The following is an 18,189-nucleotide window of genomic DNA, read 5'->3' as shown; positions in this document are numbered from 1 at the left end:
CCATGCCACTGAGACACGACCTGAAATCCGTCCTCGTCATCGGCTCCGGCCCGATCGTCATCGGCCAGGCCTGCGAATTCGACTACTCGGGCACTCAGGCCTGCCGCGTGCTGCGGTCCGAAGGCCTGCGCGTCATCCTCATCAACTCGAACCCGGCGACGATCATGACCGATCCCGACATCGCCGACGCCACCTATGTCGAACCCATCGACCCGCAGGTGATCGAGACGATCATCGAGAAGGAACGCCCCGACGCGCTGCTGCCGACCCTCGGCGGGCAGACCGCGCTCAATGCGGCCATCGCACTCCACGACGCCGGTGTGCTCGAGAAGTACGGCGTCGAACTCATCGGCGCCGACGTCGACGCCATCCAGCGTGGTGAGGACCGCCAGAAGTTCAAGGACATCGCCGAGGAATGCGGCGCCGAGGTGGCCCGCTCCGCGATCTGCCACACCCTCGACGAGGCGATCGCCGCCGCCGAGGAGCTCAGGTACCCCGTCGTCGTCCGCCCCTCGTTCACGATGGGCGGGCTCGGATCGGGCATGGCCTACGACGAGACCGATCTGCGCCGCATCGCCGGCGCCGGCCTGTCCGACTCCATCACCCACGAGGTCCTCCTCGAGGAGTCCATCCTCGGATGGAAGGAGTACGAGCTCGAACTCATGCGCGACAACAAGGACAACGTGGTCGTCGTGTGCTCGATCGAGAACGTCGACCCCGTGGGCGTGCACACCGGTGACTCGATCACCGTGGCACCTGCCCTGACGCTGACCGACCGCGAATACCAGGAGATGCGCGACATCGGCATCGCCATCATCCGCGCCGTGGGCGTCGACACCGGCGGCTGCAACATCCAGTTCGCCGTCGACCCCGCGACCGGTCGCATCGTCACCATCGAGATGAATCCGCGCGTCTCCCGCTCCTCGGCACTGGCTTCGAAGGCCACGGGCTTCCCGATCGCGAAGATGGCCGCGAAGCTCGCCGTCGGATACTCCCTCGACGAGATCCCCAACGACATCACGAAGGTCACCCCGGCCAGCTTCGAACCGACCCTGGACTATGTGGTCGTGAAGATTCCGCGCTTCACCTTCGAGAAGTTCCCCGCCGCCGACCCGACGCTGACGACGACGATGAAATCCGTCGGAGAGGTCATGGCCCTGGGCCGCAACTTCACCACCGCCCTGCAGAAGGCGATGCGCTCACTCGAACAGAAGGACTCCTCGTTCGGGTGGGACGACCTGCCCGATGTCAGCGATGACGAGGTGCGCGAATCCCTCCTCGAGGCGATCTCGCATGCCACCGCGGATCGCCTCCACTCCGTGCAGCGGGGACTGGCCGCAGGGCTGAGCCCCGCCGAGGTCTTCGACGCCTGCGAGATCGACCCCTGGTACCTCGACCAGATCCAGCTCATCAACGAGGTCGCCGCCCACATCCGCGACGCCGAGGAACTCGATGTGCAGGTTCTGCGCATCGCCAAGCGCCACGGCTTCTCCGATGAGCAGATCGCCCGGCTGCGCAGCCTGGACACGGACGTCGTCACCGGCATCCGCCGCGCCCTGCGCGTGCGTCCGGTGTTCAAGACCGTCGACACCTGCGCGGGAGAGTTCGAGGCACACACCCCCTACCACTACTCGAGCTATGACGACGAGACCGAGGTCGCCCCGCGGTCGCGTCCGGCCGTGATCATCCTCGGCTCCGGACCGAACCGGATCGGCCAGGGCATCGAATTCGACTATTCGTGTGTGCACGCGACCATGGCGATCGGCTCGGCGGACTTCGAGACGGTCATGGTCAACTGCAATCCGGAGACCGTGTCGACCGACTACGACACCGCCGATCGCCTCTACTTCGAACCCCTGACCTTCGAAGACGTCATGGAGGTCTACCACGCCGAACTCGCCGCCGGTGAGGTCCTCGGCGTCGTGTGCACCCTCGGCGGGCAGACCCCGCTGGGACTGGCGGACAAGCTCAAGGCCGCCGGCGTGCCGGTGCTCGGCACGCAGCCCGAGGCCATCGACCTGGCCGAGGACCGCGGCGAATTCGGAGCGGTCCTCGACCGTGCCGGACTCACCGCACCGAAGCACGGCACCGCCGTGACCGCTGCCGAGGCGGCGGAGATCGCCGAGACCATCGGGTATCCCGTGCTCGTGCGTCCCTCCTACGTCCTCGGCGGTCGCGGTATGCAGATCGTCTATGACCGCACCCAGCTGTTCGACTACATGGCCACGGCCACGGAGATCTCCGTCGACCGTCCCGTCCTCGTCGACAGGTTCTTGGAAGACGCCATCGAGATCGACGTCGACGCCCTCTACGACGGGTCGGAGGTCTACATCGGCGGCATCATGGAGCACATCGAAGAGGCCGGAATCCACTCCGGCGACTCGGCCTGCGTGCTGCCATCGCTGACCCTGGGCGACGACGTACTCGAACGTGTCAGGCAGGCCACCGCGGCCATCGCCGAGGGAGTGAGCGTGCGCGGTCTGCTCAACATCCAGTTCGCGATCGCCGCCGACGTCCTCCACGTCATCGAAGCCAACCCGCGAGCCTCCCGCACCGTGCCCTTCGTCTCGAAGTCCACCTCGACTCAGCTGGCGAAGGCGGCCGCGCTCGTCGCCGTCGGACGCTCGATCGCCGATCTGCGCGGTGACCTGCTCGCCGCCGAGGGTGACGGTTCCACCCTCGGCCTCGATCACCCCATCTCCGTCAAGGAGGCGGTCCTGCCCTTCCGCCGGTTCCGCACCGTCGAGGGCAAGGTCGTCGATTCGGTGCTCGGACCGGAGATGCGCTCGACCGGTGAGGTCATGGGCATCGACCGCGACTTCCCGACCGCATTCGCCAAGGGCCTCCTCGGCGCCGGAGTGCAGCTTCCGACCTCGGGCACCGTGTTCGTGTCCGTGGCCGATCGAGACAAGCGGGCCATGGTGCTGCCGGTCAAACGGCTCGTCGACATGGGCTTCGACGTCGTCGCCACCACCGGCACCGCGGCCGTGCTCTCGCGCTACGGGATTCCGACCACCCAGGTGCACAAGCACTTCGAGGCCGACGCCGAGGACCGCACGGTGCTCGACTACCTCGCCGCGGGCACCATCGACATGGTCATCAACGTGCCCTCGGGTCGCCAGGAACGTGCCGACGGCTACGAGATCCGTGCCGCCGCCACCGCGAACTCCGTGCCGCTCATCACCACCCTCGCGGAGTTCGCAGCCGCCGTGACCTCGCTCGAGGTGGTCCGGGATGAGAAGTTCGACGTCCGCAGCCTCCAGGACTGGAGCGCCTGATGTTCGGTGAGCGACTGGCCCGGGCGATGGCCGAACACGGCCCGCTGTGCGTGGGCATCGACCCGCACGAGCATCTGCTCGAGTCCTGGGGTCTGCCGGCCACGGCGGCCGGAGTGCGGGAGTTCGCCCTCCGCACGGTCAGCGGGCTGAAGGGACGCGTCGCCGCGGTCAAACCCCAGTCGGCGTTCTTCGAGCAGTACGGTTCGGCCGGGGTCGCGGCGCTCGAGGAGACGCTGGCTGCGGCCGCCGAGGCGGGGATCCTGACCGTCCTCGACATCAAACGCGGAGACATCGGATCGACGATGGGAGCCTATGCGAAGGCCTATCTCGATCCCGCCTCGGCGCTGGCCGCGGATGCGATCACCGTCTCACCCTTCCTCGGCTTCGGTGCGCTCGAACCCGCGTTCGCACTCGCCGCCGCCCACGGTCGTGGAGTGTTCGTCCTCGCGCTGACCTCGAACCCGGAGGGGCGGGAGGTCCAGCACGCCGGGGGCAGCGGCGACTCCGTGGCCGGGCACATCGTCGCCCAGGTCGCCGACCGCAATGCCGCCGCCCTCACCGAGGCGGGGGAGGTGTCAGCGGGACTCGGTCCCTTCGGCCTCGTCGTCGGCGCGACCATCGGCTCGGCCGCCCGCGAGCTCGGGGTCGACCCCGTCGACTGCGGCGGACCGATCCTGGCCCCCGGCGTCGGGGCCCAGGGGGCGGGGATCCGCGAGCTGCGAGACGTCTTCGGTCCCGCGGCCTTGGCCTCCGGCCAGGTGCTCGCCACCGCGTCCCGGGCCGTTCTCGGAGCCGGCCCCGAAGGGCTCGCTGCGGCCGCGGACGAGCTCAACCGTGCGCTGATCGGCGAGAGCTGAGTCCGCGTCGATCAGGATGAATTTCCGGGGCACCGGGAGTTTTATTCGACTCATTCCGCACCTCCGCAGGGATTTTGACTTAGACTGAGACGACTTCCCTACCTGCCCGTTCATGGTGACAGAGGAGATAATGTGGCACTCGAACCGTTGACCCCGCAACAGCGTTCCGCTGCTCTGGACAAGGCGTTCCAGGCGCGCCAGGCGCGAGCCGAAGTCAAGACGGCGCTGAAGAACGGTCAAACCGATCTCGCTGCCGTGCTCAAGAAGGCCGCAGGCGATGAGGCACTCGCAAAGATGCGCGTCCTCGATCTGCTGCGCGCCCTGCCCGGTGTCGGAGACCGTCGAGCCGAAGCCGCGATGGACGAGGTCGGCATCGCCACCTCGCGGCGGATCAAGGGCTTGGGCGTGCACCAGAAGTCCGCCCTGTTGGAGAAATATTCCTGAGTGTGACAACCTCGGATCTGTGAACAATCGACTCACCGTCCTCGCGGGTCCGACCGCCGTCGGAAAAGGCACCATCAGCAGCTATATTCGGCAGAATCACCCCGAGGTCTGGTTCTCCGTGTCCGCGACGACGCGGCCCAGGCGGCCCGGTGAGGTCGATGGTGTCCATTATCACTTCCTGACCGATGATGCGTTCGATGCGCTCATCGCCGACGGCGAACTGCTCGAATACGCCGTCGTCCACGGTCGCCACCGCTACGGCACTCCTGCCGCGCCGGTGCGGGAGAGTCTCGCCGAGGGGATCCCGAGCCTGCTCGAGATCGATCTGCAGGGCGCCCGTCAGGTCAAAGAGAAGATGCCCGACGCGCGCTTCGTCTTCCTCGCCCCGCCCAGCTGGGACGAACTCGTGTCCCGACTCACCGGGCGCGGCACCGAAACCGAGGAGGAGCAGGAGCGACGACTGGCGACGGCGCGACGCGAACTCGCCGCCGAATCCGAGTTCGACGTCACGATCGTCAACGACCACGTTCGCACTGCGGCCGAAGAACTCCTATCATTGATGGGTATATCCACCTCCGATTAGATGGGAATCTCCTTGCCCGCACAGCCCGAAGGCATCACCAATCCTCCGATCGACGACCTGCTCAGCGTCACCGGATCGAAGTACGAACTCGTCTCGATCGCGGCCAAGCGTGCCCGCCAGATCAACTCCTACTACGCCCAGCTGCAGGAGGGCCTGCTCGAGAACGTCGGTCCGCTCGTGACGCCCGGCACCAACGAGAAGCCGCTGTCGATCGCTCTCCGCGAGGTCAACGAGTCGAAGATCGTCGCCCGTGAGGTCTCCGAGGCCGACTTCGTCCAGGCCGCCCCCGAGGCCGAGCAGCCTGCACCCGTGAGCAACGACGGCGCGATCGACTTCAGCGACCAGTGAGAATCGTACTCGGCGTCGCCGGTGGGATCGCCGCCTACAAGGCCGCACACATCATCCGGCGACTCCGGGAACTCGACCACAGCGTCAAGGTCGTGCCCACGGCCCACGCTCTCGACTTCGTCGGCGCCCCCACGTTCGAGGCCCTCTCGGGCCAGTCCGTGACCACCGACATCTTCGACGAGGTCGAATCGGTCAACCACGTCCGCATCGGGCAGGAGGCCGAACTCGTCATCATCGCTCCGGCGACCGCGAACATCCTCGCGAAGATCACCGCCGGGATCGCCGATGATCTGCTCACCGCCACCGTGCTCACCACCACCGCCGAGGTGGTCGTGGCCCCGGCCATGCATACGGAGATGTGGCTCAACCCCGCCACACAGTCCAATATCGCCACGCTGCGCTCCCGCGGCGTCCACGTCCTCGACCCGGCCGTCGGGCGCCTGACCGGACCCGACTCCGGTCCCGGGCGCCTGCCCGAACCCGAGAACATCGTCGACTTCGCCCTGTCCGCCAAGGACGGGAGCACGCCCGGCGGGCTGTCCGGTCGGCGCATCGTCATCAGCGCCGGAGGCACCCGCGAGGCCCTCGACCCCGTGCGCTTCCTCGGCAACCGCTCCTCGGGCAAACAGGGCATCGCCCTGGCCAAGGCCGCCCACGCCGCCGGAGCGGACGTCGAACTCGTCGCGGCCAACATCGACTCCGGTCTGCTCACCGGGCTGCCGGAGAACATCGCGATCACCCCGGTCGAATCCACGCTCGAGCTGCAGGCGGCGATGCGTACGGCACAGCCGAATGCCGACGCCCTCATCATGGCCGCGGCCGTGGCCGACTACCGTCCGGTCGAGGCCACCGACTCGAAGATGAAGAAGACCGGGGACGAGGGACTGACCCTGCGGCTGACGCAGAACCCCGACGTCCTCCGCGGACTCGTCGACGAGCGTGTCGGCACCCAGCTCATCGTCGGGTTCGCCGCCGAGACCGGGGACCGGGCCACCTCGGCGCTCGACTATGCCACGGCGAAGTTCGACCGCAAGGGCGCCGATCTGCTGGTCTTCAACGACGTCTCGGACGATCGCGCCTTCGGCCACGACGACACCGCCGTCCAGATCATCGCCTCCGTCGACGGCCAGACGAAAGTCGGGGAGGAATTCCACGGTACGAAGGACCATGTTTCACAAAAGGTCATCGCCGCCCTGACCGACCAGTTCGCCCACGTAGAATCGACGACGTGACTCAAACAAATCTCCGCTACTTCTCATCCGAGTCCGTCACCGAGGGACATCCCGACAAGATCTGCGACCAGATCAGCGATGCGGTGCTCGATGACCTGCTCTCCCAGGACCCCAACGCGAAGGTCGCCGTGGAGACGATGGTCACCACCGGACTCGTCCACGTCGCCGGTGAGGTCAACACCGCCGCCTATGCCGATGTCGCCGGGATCGTGCGCAGCCTCATCACCGGCATCGGCTACGACTCCTCGGACACCGGCTTCGACGGCCACTCCTGCGGAGTCTCCGTGTCCATCGGCAGCCAGTCCACCGACATCCACTCCGGAGTGACGAACCCGCTGGACTTCCGCGAGGCCGTCGAATCCGACGATCACGGCACGAGCCTCGGCGCCGGCGATCAGGGCCTGATGTTCGGCTACGCGGACAACTCCACCGATGTGCTCATGCCGCTGCCCATCCACCTGGCGTCGCGGATGGCCGAGCAGCTCTCCGCAGTCCGCAAATCCGGCCGGCTGGACTACCTGCGACCCGACGGGAAGACGCAGCTGACCCTGGGCTACGACGGCAATGAGGCCGTATCGATCGAGAACGTCGTCGTCTCCACCCAGCATTCGGCCGATGTCAGCCAGTCCCAGCTGCACACCGAGATCAGGGAACTCGTCATCGACCCGGTGATCTCGGGCTCCGGTCTCGACACGACGGGGGCGAACGTCCACATCAACCCGGCCGGTCCGTTCGTCACGGGCGGACCGATGGGCGACGCCGGCCTGACCGGGCGCAAGATCATCGTCGACACCTACGGCGGCTTCTCCCGTCACGGCGGCGGCGCGTTCTCCGGCAAGGACCCCTCGAAAGTCGACCGTTCGGCCGCGTATGCGATGCGCTGGGTGGCGAAGAACATCGTCGCCGCCGGACTCGCCGACCGCGCCGAGGTGCAGGTGTCCTACGCCATCGGCCGCGTCGACCCGATGGGTCTCTACGTCGAGACATTCGGCACCGAGAAGGTCGACCCCAACGCGATCTCCGCGGCCATCCGCGAGGTCTTCGACCTCCGTCCGGCCATGATCATCCAGGAACTCGACCTGCTGCGACCCATCTACCTGCAGACGGCGACCTACGGTCACTTCGGGCGGGAGCTGCCGGACTTCACCTGGGAGACCACGGACCGCACCGACGACCTCGTGCGCGCCGTGTCCTCGCACTGAGCCCGGGTCGGCTGCGTGGACGAACCCCTCCCGATCGACACCGGCACCTCCGCCGAGGGCCAGGTTCCGGTCGCGGCGAACGACCCCGTCGCCCGCGTGCTCATCGACCATCCGGTGCCGCACCTCGCACGCGTGTTCGACTACGCCGTGCCGGAGAAGCTCGCCGAGGCGGCCCTGCCCGGGGTGCGGGTGCGGGTGAAGTTCGCCGGCCGGCTCCGTGACGGGTACCTCCTCGAACGCGTCGAGTCCTCCGACCATCTCGGACCGCTCGCGACCCTCCAGCGGGTGAGTGGACCCGTCCAGGTGCTCGGCCCCGACCTGCTCGCCCTCTGCGAGGCCACCGCCCGACGCTACGGCGGAACCCTGGCCGACGTCCTCCGCCTCGCCGTACCTCCCCGCCACGCCCGCGGCGAGAAGGCCGTGCTCAAAGCAGAAAAGGACCGGGCCGCCGGTGAAGGCGCCCCGGTCGGCGAGGGCGCCCCGGTCGGCGAGGGCGCCCCGGTCGGCGAGGGCGCCCCGGTCGGCGAAGGCACCCGGGCCGCCGACGGGCCCCTCCTCGAACGCTTCGGGCGGTGGCTCACCGACGCGGACACCGATATCGACCACGGCACCGCACAGCCGCCTCGGCGCCGGGCCCTGGCCGTGACCCCCGGGACGACGCCCGGGCTGAGCTGGATCCGAGCCGGCCTGAACGCAGCTCGGCCCCACCTCGAGGCCGGACGGGGCGTGCTCTGGCTCGTGCCCGACCATCGGGAGCTCACCGTGCTCCACGCCGGACTCAGGGCCGCCGGCATCGCCGATGTGGCCGTGCTCAGCGCCGACCAGTCACCGGAGCAGCGCTGGCAGTCCTGGCTGCGCGGACTCTTCGGCCACACCCGGATCACGATCGGCACCCGCGCCGCGGCCTTCGCCCCCGTCGCCGACCTCGGGCTCATCATCTGCACCGACGATGCCAACCGCAACTACCTCGACCAGCACGCGCCCTACCCGCACGCACGCGAGGTCACCCTGCTGCGCTCGACGATCGAGGACACCGAGCTGCTCTTCGTCGCCACCGACCGCAGCGCCGAGGTGCAGCGACTCGTCGAGATCGGCTGGCTGGCCGACCTCACCCCGATCGGACCCACCCGACGCCACGCGGCCCCCGTCGTCTTCGTCCCCGACGAAGACCGCGACCCCTTCGCCTGGCAGCGGATCCCGAGCCGGGCGTGGCAGATCATGCGCACCGCACTGCACCCGCGGCCCCGTGACGGCGGCGTGCCGGGACCCGTCCTCGTCCAGGTTCCCCGCTCCGGGTACTATCCGGTCTTCGCGTGCGCACGCTGCCAGGAGGTGGCCCGCTGCCCGCGCTGCCAGGCGACGCTGACCACGCAGTCGGAGGTCGGGCCCTTCGCCTGCCGCTCCTGCGGCTATCACTCTGAGGAATTCACCTGCTCGAGGTGCCGCTCCCACCAGGTGCGTTCGATCGTGCGCGGACGCGCCCGCACCGTCGAAGAGCTGCGCCGCGCCCTGCCCGACACCGAGATCGTCGAATCCGGCGGCGACGACATCTCCACCGTCCTCGACGAGACGCCGCGCCTCGTCGTCGCCACCACGGGGGCCGAACCCTATGTGCTCGGCGGCTACGCCGCCGCGATCCTGCTCGACTCCCTGTGGCCGGGACCCTGGATGCGCTCGATCGACGACAGCGTCGGCCGTCGACTGCGCGCGGCAGCCCTCGTCCGCTCACGCGAGCAGGGCGGGGTCGTCTACCTCGGCGACGAGGACGAACTCATCCGCTCCACGCTGACGGCCTTCGATCCCGTCACGTTCATGTCCCGCCAGCTGGCCGACCGCAGGGCCCTCGGCTTCCCGCCCTACAGACGCATCATCGAACTCACCGGCTCCGGAACCGACATCGATGCGGTGCTCAGCGAACTCGTCGAGGTCGAGGAGCTGCTGCGCGATGCGACCGAGGACGGTCAGCGCTGCGTCGGGGCCTACCCGATCTCGGCCGGCGACCGCGTCGGCACCAGGGCCGCGGAGATCACCGCCGCACGGTCGGCGAAGAAGCAGCCGCAGGTCCGCATCCGCATCGACGATCCCCGGTCACTGTGAGCGGTGAGGGAACCAGTAGAATCCGTGGGGTGGATATCGTCTTCGCCGGAACCCCGGATGTCGCAGTGCCCGCCCTTGAGGCCCTGGCCGAGTCCGAACACCGCATTCGTGCGGTCCTCACCCGACCCGACGCGCCGGTGGGTCGCAAGCGCATCCTCACGCCCTCACCGGTGAAGACCCGCGCCCTCGAACTCGGACTCGACGTCATCGAAGCCGACCGGCTGCGCGGAGACGTCATCACCACCCTGCGCGGACTCGACATCGACGCCGTGGCCGTCGTCGCCTTCGGCGCCATCGCCGGCCCTGCGGCACTGGCCACCGCGAGACTCGGCTGGTTCAACCTCCACTTCTCACTGCTGCCGCACTACCGCGGCGCGGCCCCCGTCCAACGCGCCCTCATCGACGGCGTGACCCGCAGCGGTGTGAGCGTATTCCGGATCGACGAAGGCATGGACACCGGTCCCGTGCTGCGCCGCCGCGAACTCGACCTCGACCACCCGGACGTCGCTGCCGCCCTTGAGGACTACGCACGCCGCGGCGCCCCCGAACTCGTCACCGCGCTTGACGAACTCGCCGCGGGAACCGCGACAGAGACCCCGCAGACCGGGGAGGCGAGCCATGCGGAGAAGATCACCGTCGCCGACGCCCGCCTCGACTTCACAGAACCCGCCGCCCGCGTCATCGACCGCGCCCGCGGCACCAGCCCGAGCCCGGGCCCGTGGGCGGAGCTCGACGGCAGGCGGACGAAGCTCTTCGGCCTCACCCCGGCCCCCGAGATCACCGCGGACGCGGACCCCGGCACGCTTCGGACCGCGCAGAATGCGGCCCTGCTGCGCTGCGGGGACGGCTGGGTGCACGTCGCCTGGATCCAGCCCTTCGGCAAACCCCGGATGTCCGCAGCGGACTATCTGCGCGGGCACGGCGAGATCCGCTTCGACCCGAACACCGACCAGGGAGCATGACACGCATGGCTGAGACAGCAGGCACCGGCGCAGGCCGTGGAGGCCGAACAGACAAGGGCAAGAACCTGCCGCGCCGCATCGCCTGGGAGGTCCTCCTCGACGTGGCGACGAAGGACGCCTACGCCAACCTCCTGCTGCCGGCGAAGCTCGCCCGCACTCGGCTGAATGCCCAGGACGCCGCCTTCACCACCGAACTCACCTATGGCGCGCTGCGCCGCCAGAAGTTCTACGACGCCGTCATCGAAACCGCGGCGAAACGGCCGGTGGAGAAGATCGACTCCGAACCGCTTGCCGCGATGCGCCTCGGCGCCCACCAGCTGCTGTCCATGCGCGTGCCCGACCACGCGGCGCTGTCCGAGACCGTCGTCGTGGTCAAACGCTCGGCGCCGAAGACCGCCGGATTCGTCAACGCGGTGCTCCGACGCATCTCCGAGGCAACGTCGGAGGAATGGCTCGACCGGGTCACCGCCGACACCTCCGAGACACAGCGCCTGGCCGTCGAACACTCCCACCCCGACTGGATCGTGCGCGCCCTGACCCAGGCGCTGCGCGGACACGAACGCGAGGCCGACCAACTCGAAGACCTCCTCGTCGCCGACAACGCCGCGGCCAAGGTCGGCGTCAGCGCCCTGCCCGGCCTCATCGAACGCACCGAGCTGCCCGGGGAAGCGACCCCGCTCTCACCCATCGGCGTGACCCTGGAGACCGCAGTCCCACGGGACGTTCCGGCCGTCGCCGACGGGCGCGCCCGCGTCCAGGACGAAGGCTCGGCACTTGTCGCCCTGGCGCTGGCAGAGGTCGACGCCCCCGCGGGCACCTGGGCCGACCTGTGCGCCGGCCCCGGAGGCAAGGCAGCCGTCCTCGGTGCCGCGGCCGCGCAGGAGTCGACGCAGCTCGCCGCCTTCGACTCGAGCGAGCACCGTGTCGACCTCGTCCGCGACTCCACGCAGGCACTGGACAACGTCACCGCCGAAGTCCGCGACGGCCGGGCGGCTCAAGGCCCCTATGCCAAGGTCCTCGTCGACGTGCCCTGCTCCGGGCTCGGCGCGCTGCGTCGCCGCCCAGAGGCCCGCTACCGCAGGCAGCCCTCGGACATCACCGCACTGACCGGTCTGCAGCGCGAACTGCTCACCGCCGCCCTCGACGCCTGCGCACCCGGGGGAGTGGTGGCCTACTCGACCTGTTCACCGCATTATGCCGAGACCGTGCTCATCGTCGACGAGGTGCTGCGCACCCGGGCGAAGGCCGGCGATGGAGAGGTCGAGGTGCTCGATGCCCCGGGCGTGCTCGAGGCGATCACCGGCGCCTCGGCGGTCGGCTTCGCCTCGGTGACCCGCGGCGACGGACGCTTCGCTCAGCTCTGGCCCCACCTGCACAACACCGACGGAATGTTCCTGGCTCTGCTGCGAAAGGCGAAATGATCCCATGGCGATCGACATCAATCCCTCCATCCTGTCCTCGGACTTCTCCGACCTGCGCGGAGAATTGGAGAAGATCAGCACCGCCGATATGGCCCACATCGATGTGATGGACAACCACTTCGTGCCGAACCTCACCTTCGGCCCGCCCGTGGTCGAACGGATTCAGGCGATCTCCCCGATCCCGCTCGACGCCCACCTCATGATCGCCGACGCCGACCGCAACGCCCCCGTGTACGCGGAGATCGGCTGCGCTTCGGTGACCTTCCACGCCGAGGCGGCCGCCGCACCCGTGCGCCTGGCCCGGGAGCTGCGGAAGCTCGGTGCCAAGGCCAGCCTCGCGCTCAAGCCTGCGACCCCGATCGAACCCTTCGTCGACCTCCTCGGCGAGTTCGACCAGATCCTCATCATGACCGTCGAGCCCGGCTTCGGCGGACAGAAATTCCTCGACGTCTGCCTGCCGAAGATCGCTCGGACCAGGGAAGCCATCTCCGCCTCGGGCCTCGAGATCCGCCTCCAGGTCGACGGCGGGGTCTCCGCCGCGACGATCGACCGGGTCGTCGACGCCGGAGCCGACGTCCTCGTCGCCGGCTCCGCCGTCTACGGCGCCGAGGACGCCGCTTCAGCGATCACGCAGCTGCGCGAACTCGCCGCCGCCCACACCCACTGACCGTCCCGGGTCGAGACCGTCGACCCGCTGTCCGAAAGGAGCCGCCGATGGAACTGCTCGACTGGTTGAACACTCCTGCTTTCGAGCTGCTGGGCAAGCCCGTGCCGTACTCCGACCTGTTCGGCAACATCTGCGCCCTGGCCACGGTCGTGCTCGCCCTGCGCCGAAACATCCTGTCCTGGCCGGTGCAGATCCTCGGCTCGGTCCTCCTCTTCTCCGCCAGCGTGTCCGCCGGACTCGGCGGCAATGCCTCCCGGCAGGTCGTCATCATCGTCGCCGCAGTCTGGGGTTGGACCCAGTGGAAGAAGTCGCGGGAGACCTCCGGTGAGGTCATCGTCCGGTGGGCCACCTGGAAGGAGCGCGGTCTGCTGCTCGCAGCCCTGCTCATCGGCACCGGCGTCTTCGGGTGGATCCTGGCCCTCGGCGGCTGGTCGTGGAACCCGTACCCGGACGCCTACATCTTCATCGGCTCCCTCGTGGCCATGTACGCCCAGGGGCGGGCCATCGTCGAGTTCTGGTTCGTCTGGCTGGCCGTCGATCTCGTCGGGATCCCCCTGGCCGTGGCCGGAGGTCTCGTCTTCTCCGGAGCCGTCTACCTCGTCTTCCTCGTCATGGTCGTCCTCGGGCTCCTCGACTGGTCGAAGCGATCGAAGCAGACGATCTCGGCGCCGCACCGCTCGGCCACCGAGATCGGCCGCGACCCCGACGACTGAGAACGGCGACCGTTCGGAACATGAGACCCCGCATGCCTGGGTTCGGACAGATGCATTAGGCTGGTCGGGTGAAGACCTTTGAGACTCTCTACGCCGAACTCCTGCAGAAATCCCACGATCGACCGACGGGTTCGAAGACCGTGGCCGAGCTCGATGCCGGAGTCCATGCGATCGGCAAGAAGGTCGTCGAGGAAGCCGCCGAGGTGTGGATGGCCGCCGAATACGAATCCCGCGAGGAGCTCGCGTCCGAGATCTCCCAGCTGCTCTACCACGTGCAGGTGATGATGATCGCCAAGGGGCTCAGCCTCGACGACGTCAATACGCATCTCTGAGAACTCCGCGACGCCCGCCCGAACCTCTAAGCCCCACAACCCACAAGGGACCCCATGCTGCGTGTAGCCGTGCCCAACAAGGGCGCACTCTCCGAAGCCGCCTCCGACATGCTCAGCGAGGCCGGATACTCCACTCGACGCGGAACCAAGACACTCGTCCATCAGGATGAGGTCAATGGGGTCGAGTTCTTCTATCTGCGACCCCGCGACATCGCGATCTACGTCGGATCGGGCATCCTCGACGCCGGCATCACCGGCCGCGATCTGCTCCTCGAGTCGCGTGCCGAGGCGCAGGAAGTGCTCGGCCTCGGATTCGGTGCCTCCCGGTTCTTCTACGCCGGCACCACCGGGGCGTTCACCTCTCCCGACGAACTCGGCGGGGCCCGCATCGCCACGAGCTTCCCGAACCTCGTCGCCGCCGACATCGAACGGCGCGGCATCGACGCGAAGACCGTCCAACTCGACGGGGCCATCGAGGTCTCGATCCAGCTCGGAGTCGCCGACGCCATCGCCGACGTCGTCGAGACCGGCTCGACGCTGCGCGCCGCCGGGCTCGAGACCTTCGGCGAGCCGCTGCTCGAATCCGAAGGCGTGCTCATCCAACGCGAGGGTGCCGAAGACCGCATCAGCGTGCTCCGACGCCGCCTCGAATCCGTCATGGTCGCCCGACAGTACGTGCTCGTCGACTACAACATCGAAGAGCGGCTCGTACCCGAAGCGATCTCCCTGACCCCGGGACTCGAGTCGCCGACGGTCTCACCCCTGCAGGAGACCGGATGGGTCGCCGTGCGGGTGATGGTCGAGGCCAAGGAGGTCAACAACGTCATGGACCGCCTCTACGGAGTCGGAGCCCGTGCGATCCTGGTGACGAACATTGGCGCCTGTCGAATCTGATCTGCGAATCTTCCGGCCCCGACAGGTGCGCGTGATCAGCCTCGTCGGCGCCGTGGTCGTATTCGCAGGCTTCGCGATCCTGTCCGTCGCGCTCTTCGTCGTGGACTGGGAACCCTGGACCGTGCTCGACATGGTATGGATGAACCTGCTGGGCATCGTCTTCGGAGCGGCCCTGCTGCGCATCGCCGATATCCACGCCCGACCGAGCGAGACCGGGCTGGTGGTGAGGAACATCGTGCGCACGCGCCGCTTCGAATGGGGGCAGATCCTCGGGGTGACGTTCTCGTCCGAGGGCGACGATCCCTGGCCGCTGCTCGACCTCGCCGACGGCACCACGTACCCGGTGATGGCGATCCAACATGCCGACGGCCCCCGCGCCCACGCGGAGGTCGCACGATTGCGTATGCTCGTGAGCAGACGCACCCACTTCAAGGAGGACTAGGAATGGCGAACGAGACACCGACGGGGCCGCTGACCGGATACACCGTCGTCGATCTCTCCCGTGCCCTCGCCGGACCCCACGCGGGAATGATGTTCGGCGACCTCGGTGCCCGAGTGATCAAGGTCGAGAACCCGGGCAGGGGCGATGACTCCCGTTCCTGGGGACCGCCCTTCGTCGGCCCCGAGGACGATCCGCAGGCCACCTACTTCTTCTCCTGCAACCGCAACAAGGAATCCATCGCCCTCGATCTCAAGTCCGAGACCGGCACGGACACGCTGACCGCGCTCATCGCCCGCGCCGACGTGCTCATCGAGAACTTCCGCTCCGGGGTCCTCGACCGCCTCGGCTTCTCCACCACCCGGTGCATGGAGATCAACCCCCGTCTCGTCATCCTCTCGATCACCGGTTTCGGCCACGACGGTCCCGAATCCTCCCGGGCCGGCTATGACCAGATCGCCCAGGGAGAGGCCGGGCTGATGTCCCTGACCGGCTCCGGACCCGAGGACATGCAGCGTGTGGGCGTGCCGATCGCCGACCTGCTCGCCGGCATCTACGGCTCATACGGCGTCCTCGCTGCCCTGCTCGAACGCGAACGCACCGGCAAGGGCAAGGTCGTGCGCACCTCGCTCATCGCCGGCATGGTCGGTGTCCACGCCTTCCAGGGGACCCGAGCCACCGTGGCCGGTCAGGAACCCCAGCCCGGCGGCAACCACCACCCGTCCCTGTCACCTTACGGACTCTTCGCCTGCCGCGACGGCGCGGTGCAGATCTCCGTGGGTAATGAGAACCTGTGGCAGAAGTTCTGCGCGGCCTTCGACATCGACCCCGCCGCGGACGGCTTCGCCGACAACGCCGCCCGCGTGGCCAACCGGCCCGCGCTCATCGAACTCATCGAGGATCGCTTCGGGGCCTTCGACTCCGCGGAGCTGCTCGAGAAGCTCACCGCGGCCGGCATCCCCTCGGGGACCGTGCGCACCCTGCCCGAGGTCTACGAATGGGAGCAGGCGCTGAGCCAAGGACTCAAGGTCTCCGTCGACCACCCGGTCCTCGGCGACATCGATCTGCCCGGCCCGCCGCTGCGCTTCTTCGACGCCGACGGCGACGGCGAGATCGAGACCACCCGCACCTTCCACGACGCCCCGCCGCTGCTGGACGAGGATGCCGAATCCATCGTCGCCTGGCTCGCCGACGGAAACTGAGCGGGTCGACATGGCACGTCTGAACGCATACGAACTCGTCGACATCGTCCTCGACGACGGCTCCTTCGTCTCCTGGGACACCGACCCCATCGAACCCGCGCGAGGGATCTCGGAGGGCTACGCCGCCGAACTCGCCGCCGCCCGGGAGAAGTCCGGGGTCGACGAGGCGATCATCACCGGCGAAGGCACGATCGCCGGCCGTCGGGTCGCCGTGGTCGCCGGAGAGTTCCGGTTCCTCGCAGGCTCGATCGGCGTCGCCGCAGCCGAACGTCTCGTCGACGCCATCGAACGCGCCACCCTCGAAGGGCTGCCGCTGCTGGCCGGACCCGCCTCCGGCGGCACGCGGATGCAGGAGGGCACGATCGCGTTCCTGTCGATGGTCAAGATCACCAACGCCGTCATCGCCCACCGCCGTGCCGGTCTGCCCTACCTCGTCTATCTCCGGCACCCTACGACCGGCGGAGTCTTCGCCTCCTGGGGATCGCTGGGACACGTCACCGTGGCCGAACCCGGTTCGCTCATCGGCTTCCTCGGACCCCGCGTCTTCGAAGCCATCTACGGGGAGGAATTCCCGGAGAACGTGCAGACGGGGGAGAACCTCCACAAGATGGGCATCATCGATGCCGTCATCGGCCCCGAGCGGATCACCGCGACCGTCGCGCGCGTCCTCGACGTGCTCATGGGCGCCAAGGAGGTTCCCGCTCCGGTCCCGAACCCGGATACTGCGCCCGCCGAGGTCGACCCGGACTCGGACGCGTGGGCGGCGATCACAAGCTCCCGCCGACCCGAACGACCAGGGGTGCGTGACCTGCTGCGCACCGCGGCGAACACCGTGCTCCCGCTCAACGGCACCGGCGAGGGGGAGAAGGACCCCGGACTGCTCCTGGCCCTGGCGAAGTTCGGTTCGGCACCGTGCATCGTGCTCGGTCAGGACCGGTTCCGGCAGGACTCCCGCGCCCCGCTGGGCCCGGCCGCACTGCGCGAGGCTCGCCGCGGCATGCGCCTGGCCGCCGAGCTGCACCTGCCGCTGGTGACCGTCATCGACACCCCAGGGGCCGCCCTGTCGAAGGAAGCCGAAGAAGGCGGCATCGCCGGTGAGATCGCCCGCAGCCTCGCCGACCTCGCCAACCTCGACGCCCCGTCGGTGTCCCTCATCCTCGGTGAGGGATCCGGAGGAGGGGCGCTGGCACTGATCCCGACCGACCGAGTGCTCAGCGCCGAACACGGCTGGCTCTCACCGCTGCCGCCCGAGGGCGCCTCGGCGATCGTGCACCGCACCGTGGACCGGGCACCGGAGATGGCTCAGCGGCAAGGGGTGCACGCTCCCATGCTCAAGGCCACGGGAGTCGTCGACCGGATCATCGCCGAGCACCCCGATGCCAGCGACGAACCGCTGGAATTCGTCGCCAGAGTCGGCGCCACACTCGAATACGAACTCATCTCGCTCATGCGCGAACCCTCGGCGAGGCGACTGGCCCGCAGAATGGATCGCTATCGGGGCCTGGGAATCTAGGAGGA

At 68.6% G+C, this 18,189-nt stretch carries 17 protein-coding genes; all 17 read left to right on the top strand.

The genetic code is table 11. From position 1 onward, the window contains the following. Positions 1-2: 2 nt before the first annotated feature. The 17 genes from carB to J9314_RS10110 all read left to right on the top strand — a co-directional run bounded on the left by carB (position 3) and on the right by J9314_RS10110 (position 18,184). The gene (gene carB, locus J9314_RS10190) at positions 3-3,278 is read left to right on the top strand and encodes a carbamoyl-phosphate synthase large subunit (protein ID WP_210602314.1); all 3,276 of its coding nucleotides are present in this window, start codon (positions 3-5) and stop codon (positions 3,276-3,278) included. Next, positions 3,278-4,135 carry an orotidine-5'-phosphate decarboxylase gene (gene pyrF, locus J9314_RS10185; RefSeq protein WP_210602313.1) on the top strand — a complete coding sequence of 286 codons (858 nt, stop codon included), beginning with the start codon at positions 3,278-3,280 and terminating at the stop codon, positions 4,133-4,135. Before carB ends, pyrF begins: the two co-directional genes overlap by 1 nt. A 132-nt stretch (positions 4,136-4,267) precedes the next feature. Further along, complete coding sequence (gene mihF / locus J9314_RS10180) at positions 4,268-4,579, top strand: integration host factor, actinobacterial type (RefSeq protein WP_181273465.1); 312 nt, start codon at positions 4,268-4,270, stop codon at positions 4,577-4,579. A 19-nt stretch (positions 4,580-4,598) separates the two neighbouring features. Further along, complete coding sequence (gene gmk, locus J9314_RS10175) at positions 4,599-5,162, top strand: guanylate kinase (protein ID WP_210602312.1); 564 nt, start codon at positions 4,599-4,601, stop codon at positions 5,160-5,162. A 12-nt stretch (positions 5,163-5,174) separates the two neighbouring features. Next, the gene (gene rpoZ, locus J9314_RS10170) at positions 5,175-5,510 is read left to right on the top strand and encodes a DNA-directed RNA polymerase subunit omega (protein ID WP_246490325.1); all 336 of its coding nucleotides are present in this window, start codon (positions 5,175-5,177) and stop codon (positions 5,508-5,510) included. Further along, positions 5,507-6,742, top strand: coding sequence for a bifunctional phosphopantothenoylcysteine decarboxylase/phosphopantothenate--cysteine ligase CoaBC (coaBC, locus tag J9314_RS10165; protein WP_210602311.1), 1,236 nt, complete (start codon positions 5,507-5,509; stop codon positions 6,740-6,742). The genes rpoZ and coaBC overlap by 4 nt, the downstream gene beginning before the upstream one ends. After that, positions 6,739-7,944: a methionine adenosyltransferase gene (metK, locus tag J9314_RS10160; RefSeq protein ID WP_210602310.1), complete on the top strand. Its 1,206-nt coding sequence runs from the start codon at positions 6,739-6,741 to the stop codon at positions 7,942-7,944. Before coaBC ends, metK begins: the two co-directional genes overlap by 4 nt. Positions 7,945-7,959: 15 nt before the next feature. Continuing rightward, on the top strand, positions 7,960-10,041 hold the full coding sequence (locus J9314_RS10155) for a primosomal protein N' family DNA-binding protein (protein ID WP_210602309.1): 2,082 nt from the start codon (positions 7,960-7,962) through the stop codon (positions 10,039-10,041). Positions 10,042-10,070: 29 nt separating this feature from the next. Beyond that, positions 10,071-11,003 (top strand): methionyl-tRNA formyltransferase, encoded by a 933-nt coding sequence (locus J9314_RS10150; protein WP_210602308.1) that lies wholly within the window; start codon positions 10,071-10,073, stop codon positions 11,001-11,003. Positions 11,004-11,008: 5 nt separating this feature from the next. After that, complete coding sequence (locus J9314_RS10145) at positions 11,009-12,424, top strand: RsmB/NOP family class I SAM-dependent RNA methyltransferase (RefSeq protein WP_210602307.1); 1,416 nt, start codon at positions 11,009-11,011, stop codon at positions 12,422-12,424. Positions 12,425-12,428: 4 nt separating this feature from the next. Further along, the gene (rpe, locus tag J9314_RS10140) at positions 12,429-13,091 is read left to right on the top strand and encodes a ribulose-phosphate 3-epimerase (protein WP_210602306.1); all 663 of its coding nucleotides are present in this window, start codon (positions 12,429-12,431) and stop codon (positions 13,089-13,091) included. A gap of 47 nt (positions 13,092-13,138) precedes the next feature. Next, a complete protein-coding gene (locus tag J9314_RS10135) occupies positions 13,139-13,804 on the top strand; it encodes a nicotinamide mononucleotide transporter family protein (RefSeq protein ID WP_210602305.1) in 666 nt (221 codons plus the stop codon). Positions 13,805-13,872: 68 nt separating this feature from the next. Continuing rightward, a complete protein-coding gene (locus J9314_RS10130) occupies positions 13,873-14,136 on the top strand; it encodes a phosphoribosyl-ATP diphosphatase (RefSeq protein ID WP_166972063.1) in 264 nt (87 codons plus the stop codon). A gap of 54 nt (positions 14,137-14,190) precedes the next feature. Next, positions 14,191-15,030: an ATP phosphoribosyltransferase gene (gene hisG, locus J9314_RS10125; RefSeq protein ID WP_210602304.1), complete on the top strand. Its 840-nt coding sequence runs from the start codon at positions 14,191-14,193 to the stop codon at positions 15,028-15,030. Positions 15,031-15,061: 31 nt separating this feature from the next. Next, complete coding sequence (locus tag J9314_RS10120) at positions 15,062-15,472, top strand: PH domain-containing protein (protein ID WP_246490324.1); 411 nt, start codon at positions 15,062-15,064, stop codon at positions 15,470-15,472. A gap of 2 nt (positions 15,473-15,474) precedes the next feature. After that, positions 15,475-16,671 carry a CaiB/BaiF CoA transferase family protein gene (locus tag J9314_RS10115; RefSeq protein ID WP_210602302.1) on the top strand — a complete coding sequence of 399 codons (1,197 nt, stop codon included), beginning with the start codon at positions 15,475-15,477 and terminating at the stop codon, positions 16,669-16,671. A gap of 10 nt (positions 16,672-16,681) precedes the next feature. Beyond that, complete coding sequence (locus J9314_RS10110) at positions 16,682-18,184, top strand: carboxyl transferase domain-containing protein (RefSeq protein ID WP_210602301.1); 1,503 nt, start codon at positions 16,682-16,684, stop codon at positions 18,182-18,184. Positions 18,185-18,189 lie beyond the last annotated feature (5 nt).

The sequence above is a fragment of the Brevibacterium oceani genome (assembly GCF_017948325.1).
GTDB lineage: Bacteria > Actinomycetota > Actinomycetes > Actinomycetales > Brevibacteriaceae > Brevibacterium > Brevibacterium oceani.
This window is presented reverse-complemented; position numbering and strand designations above follow the sequence as displayed.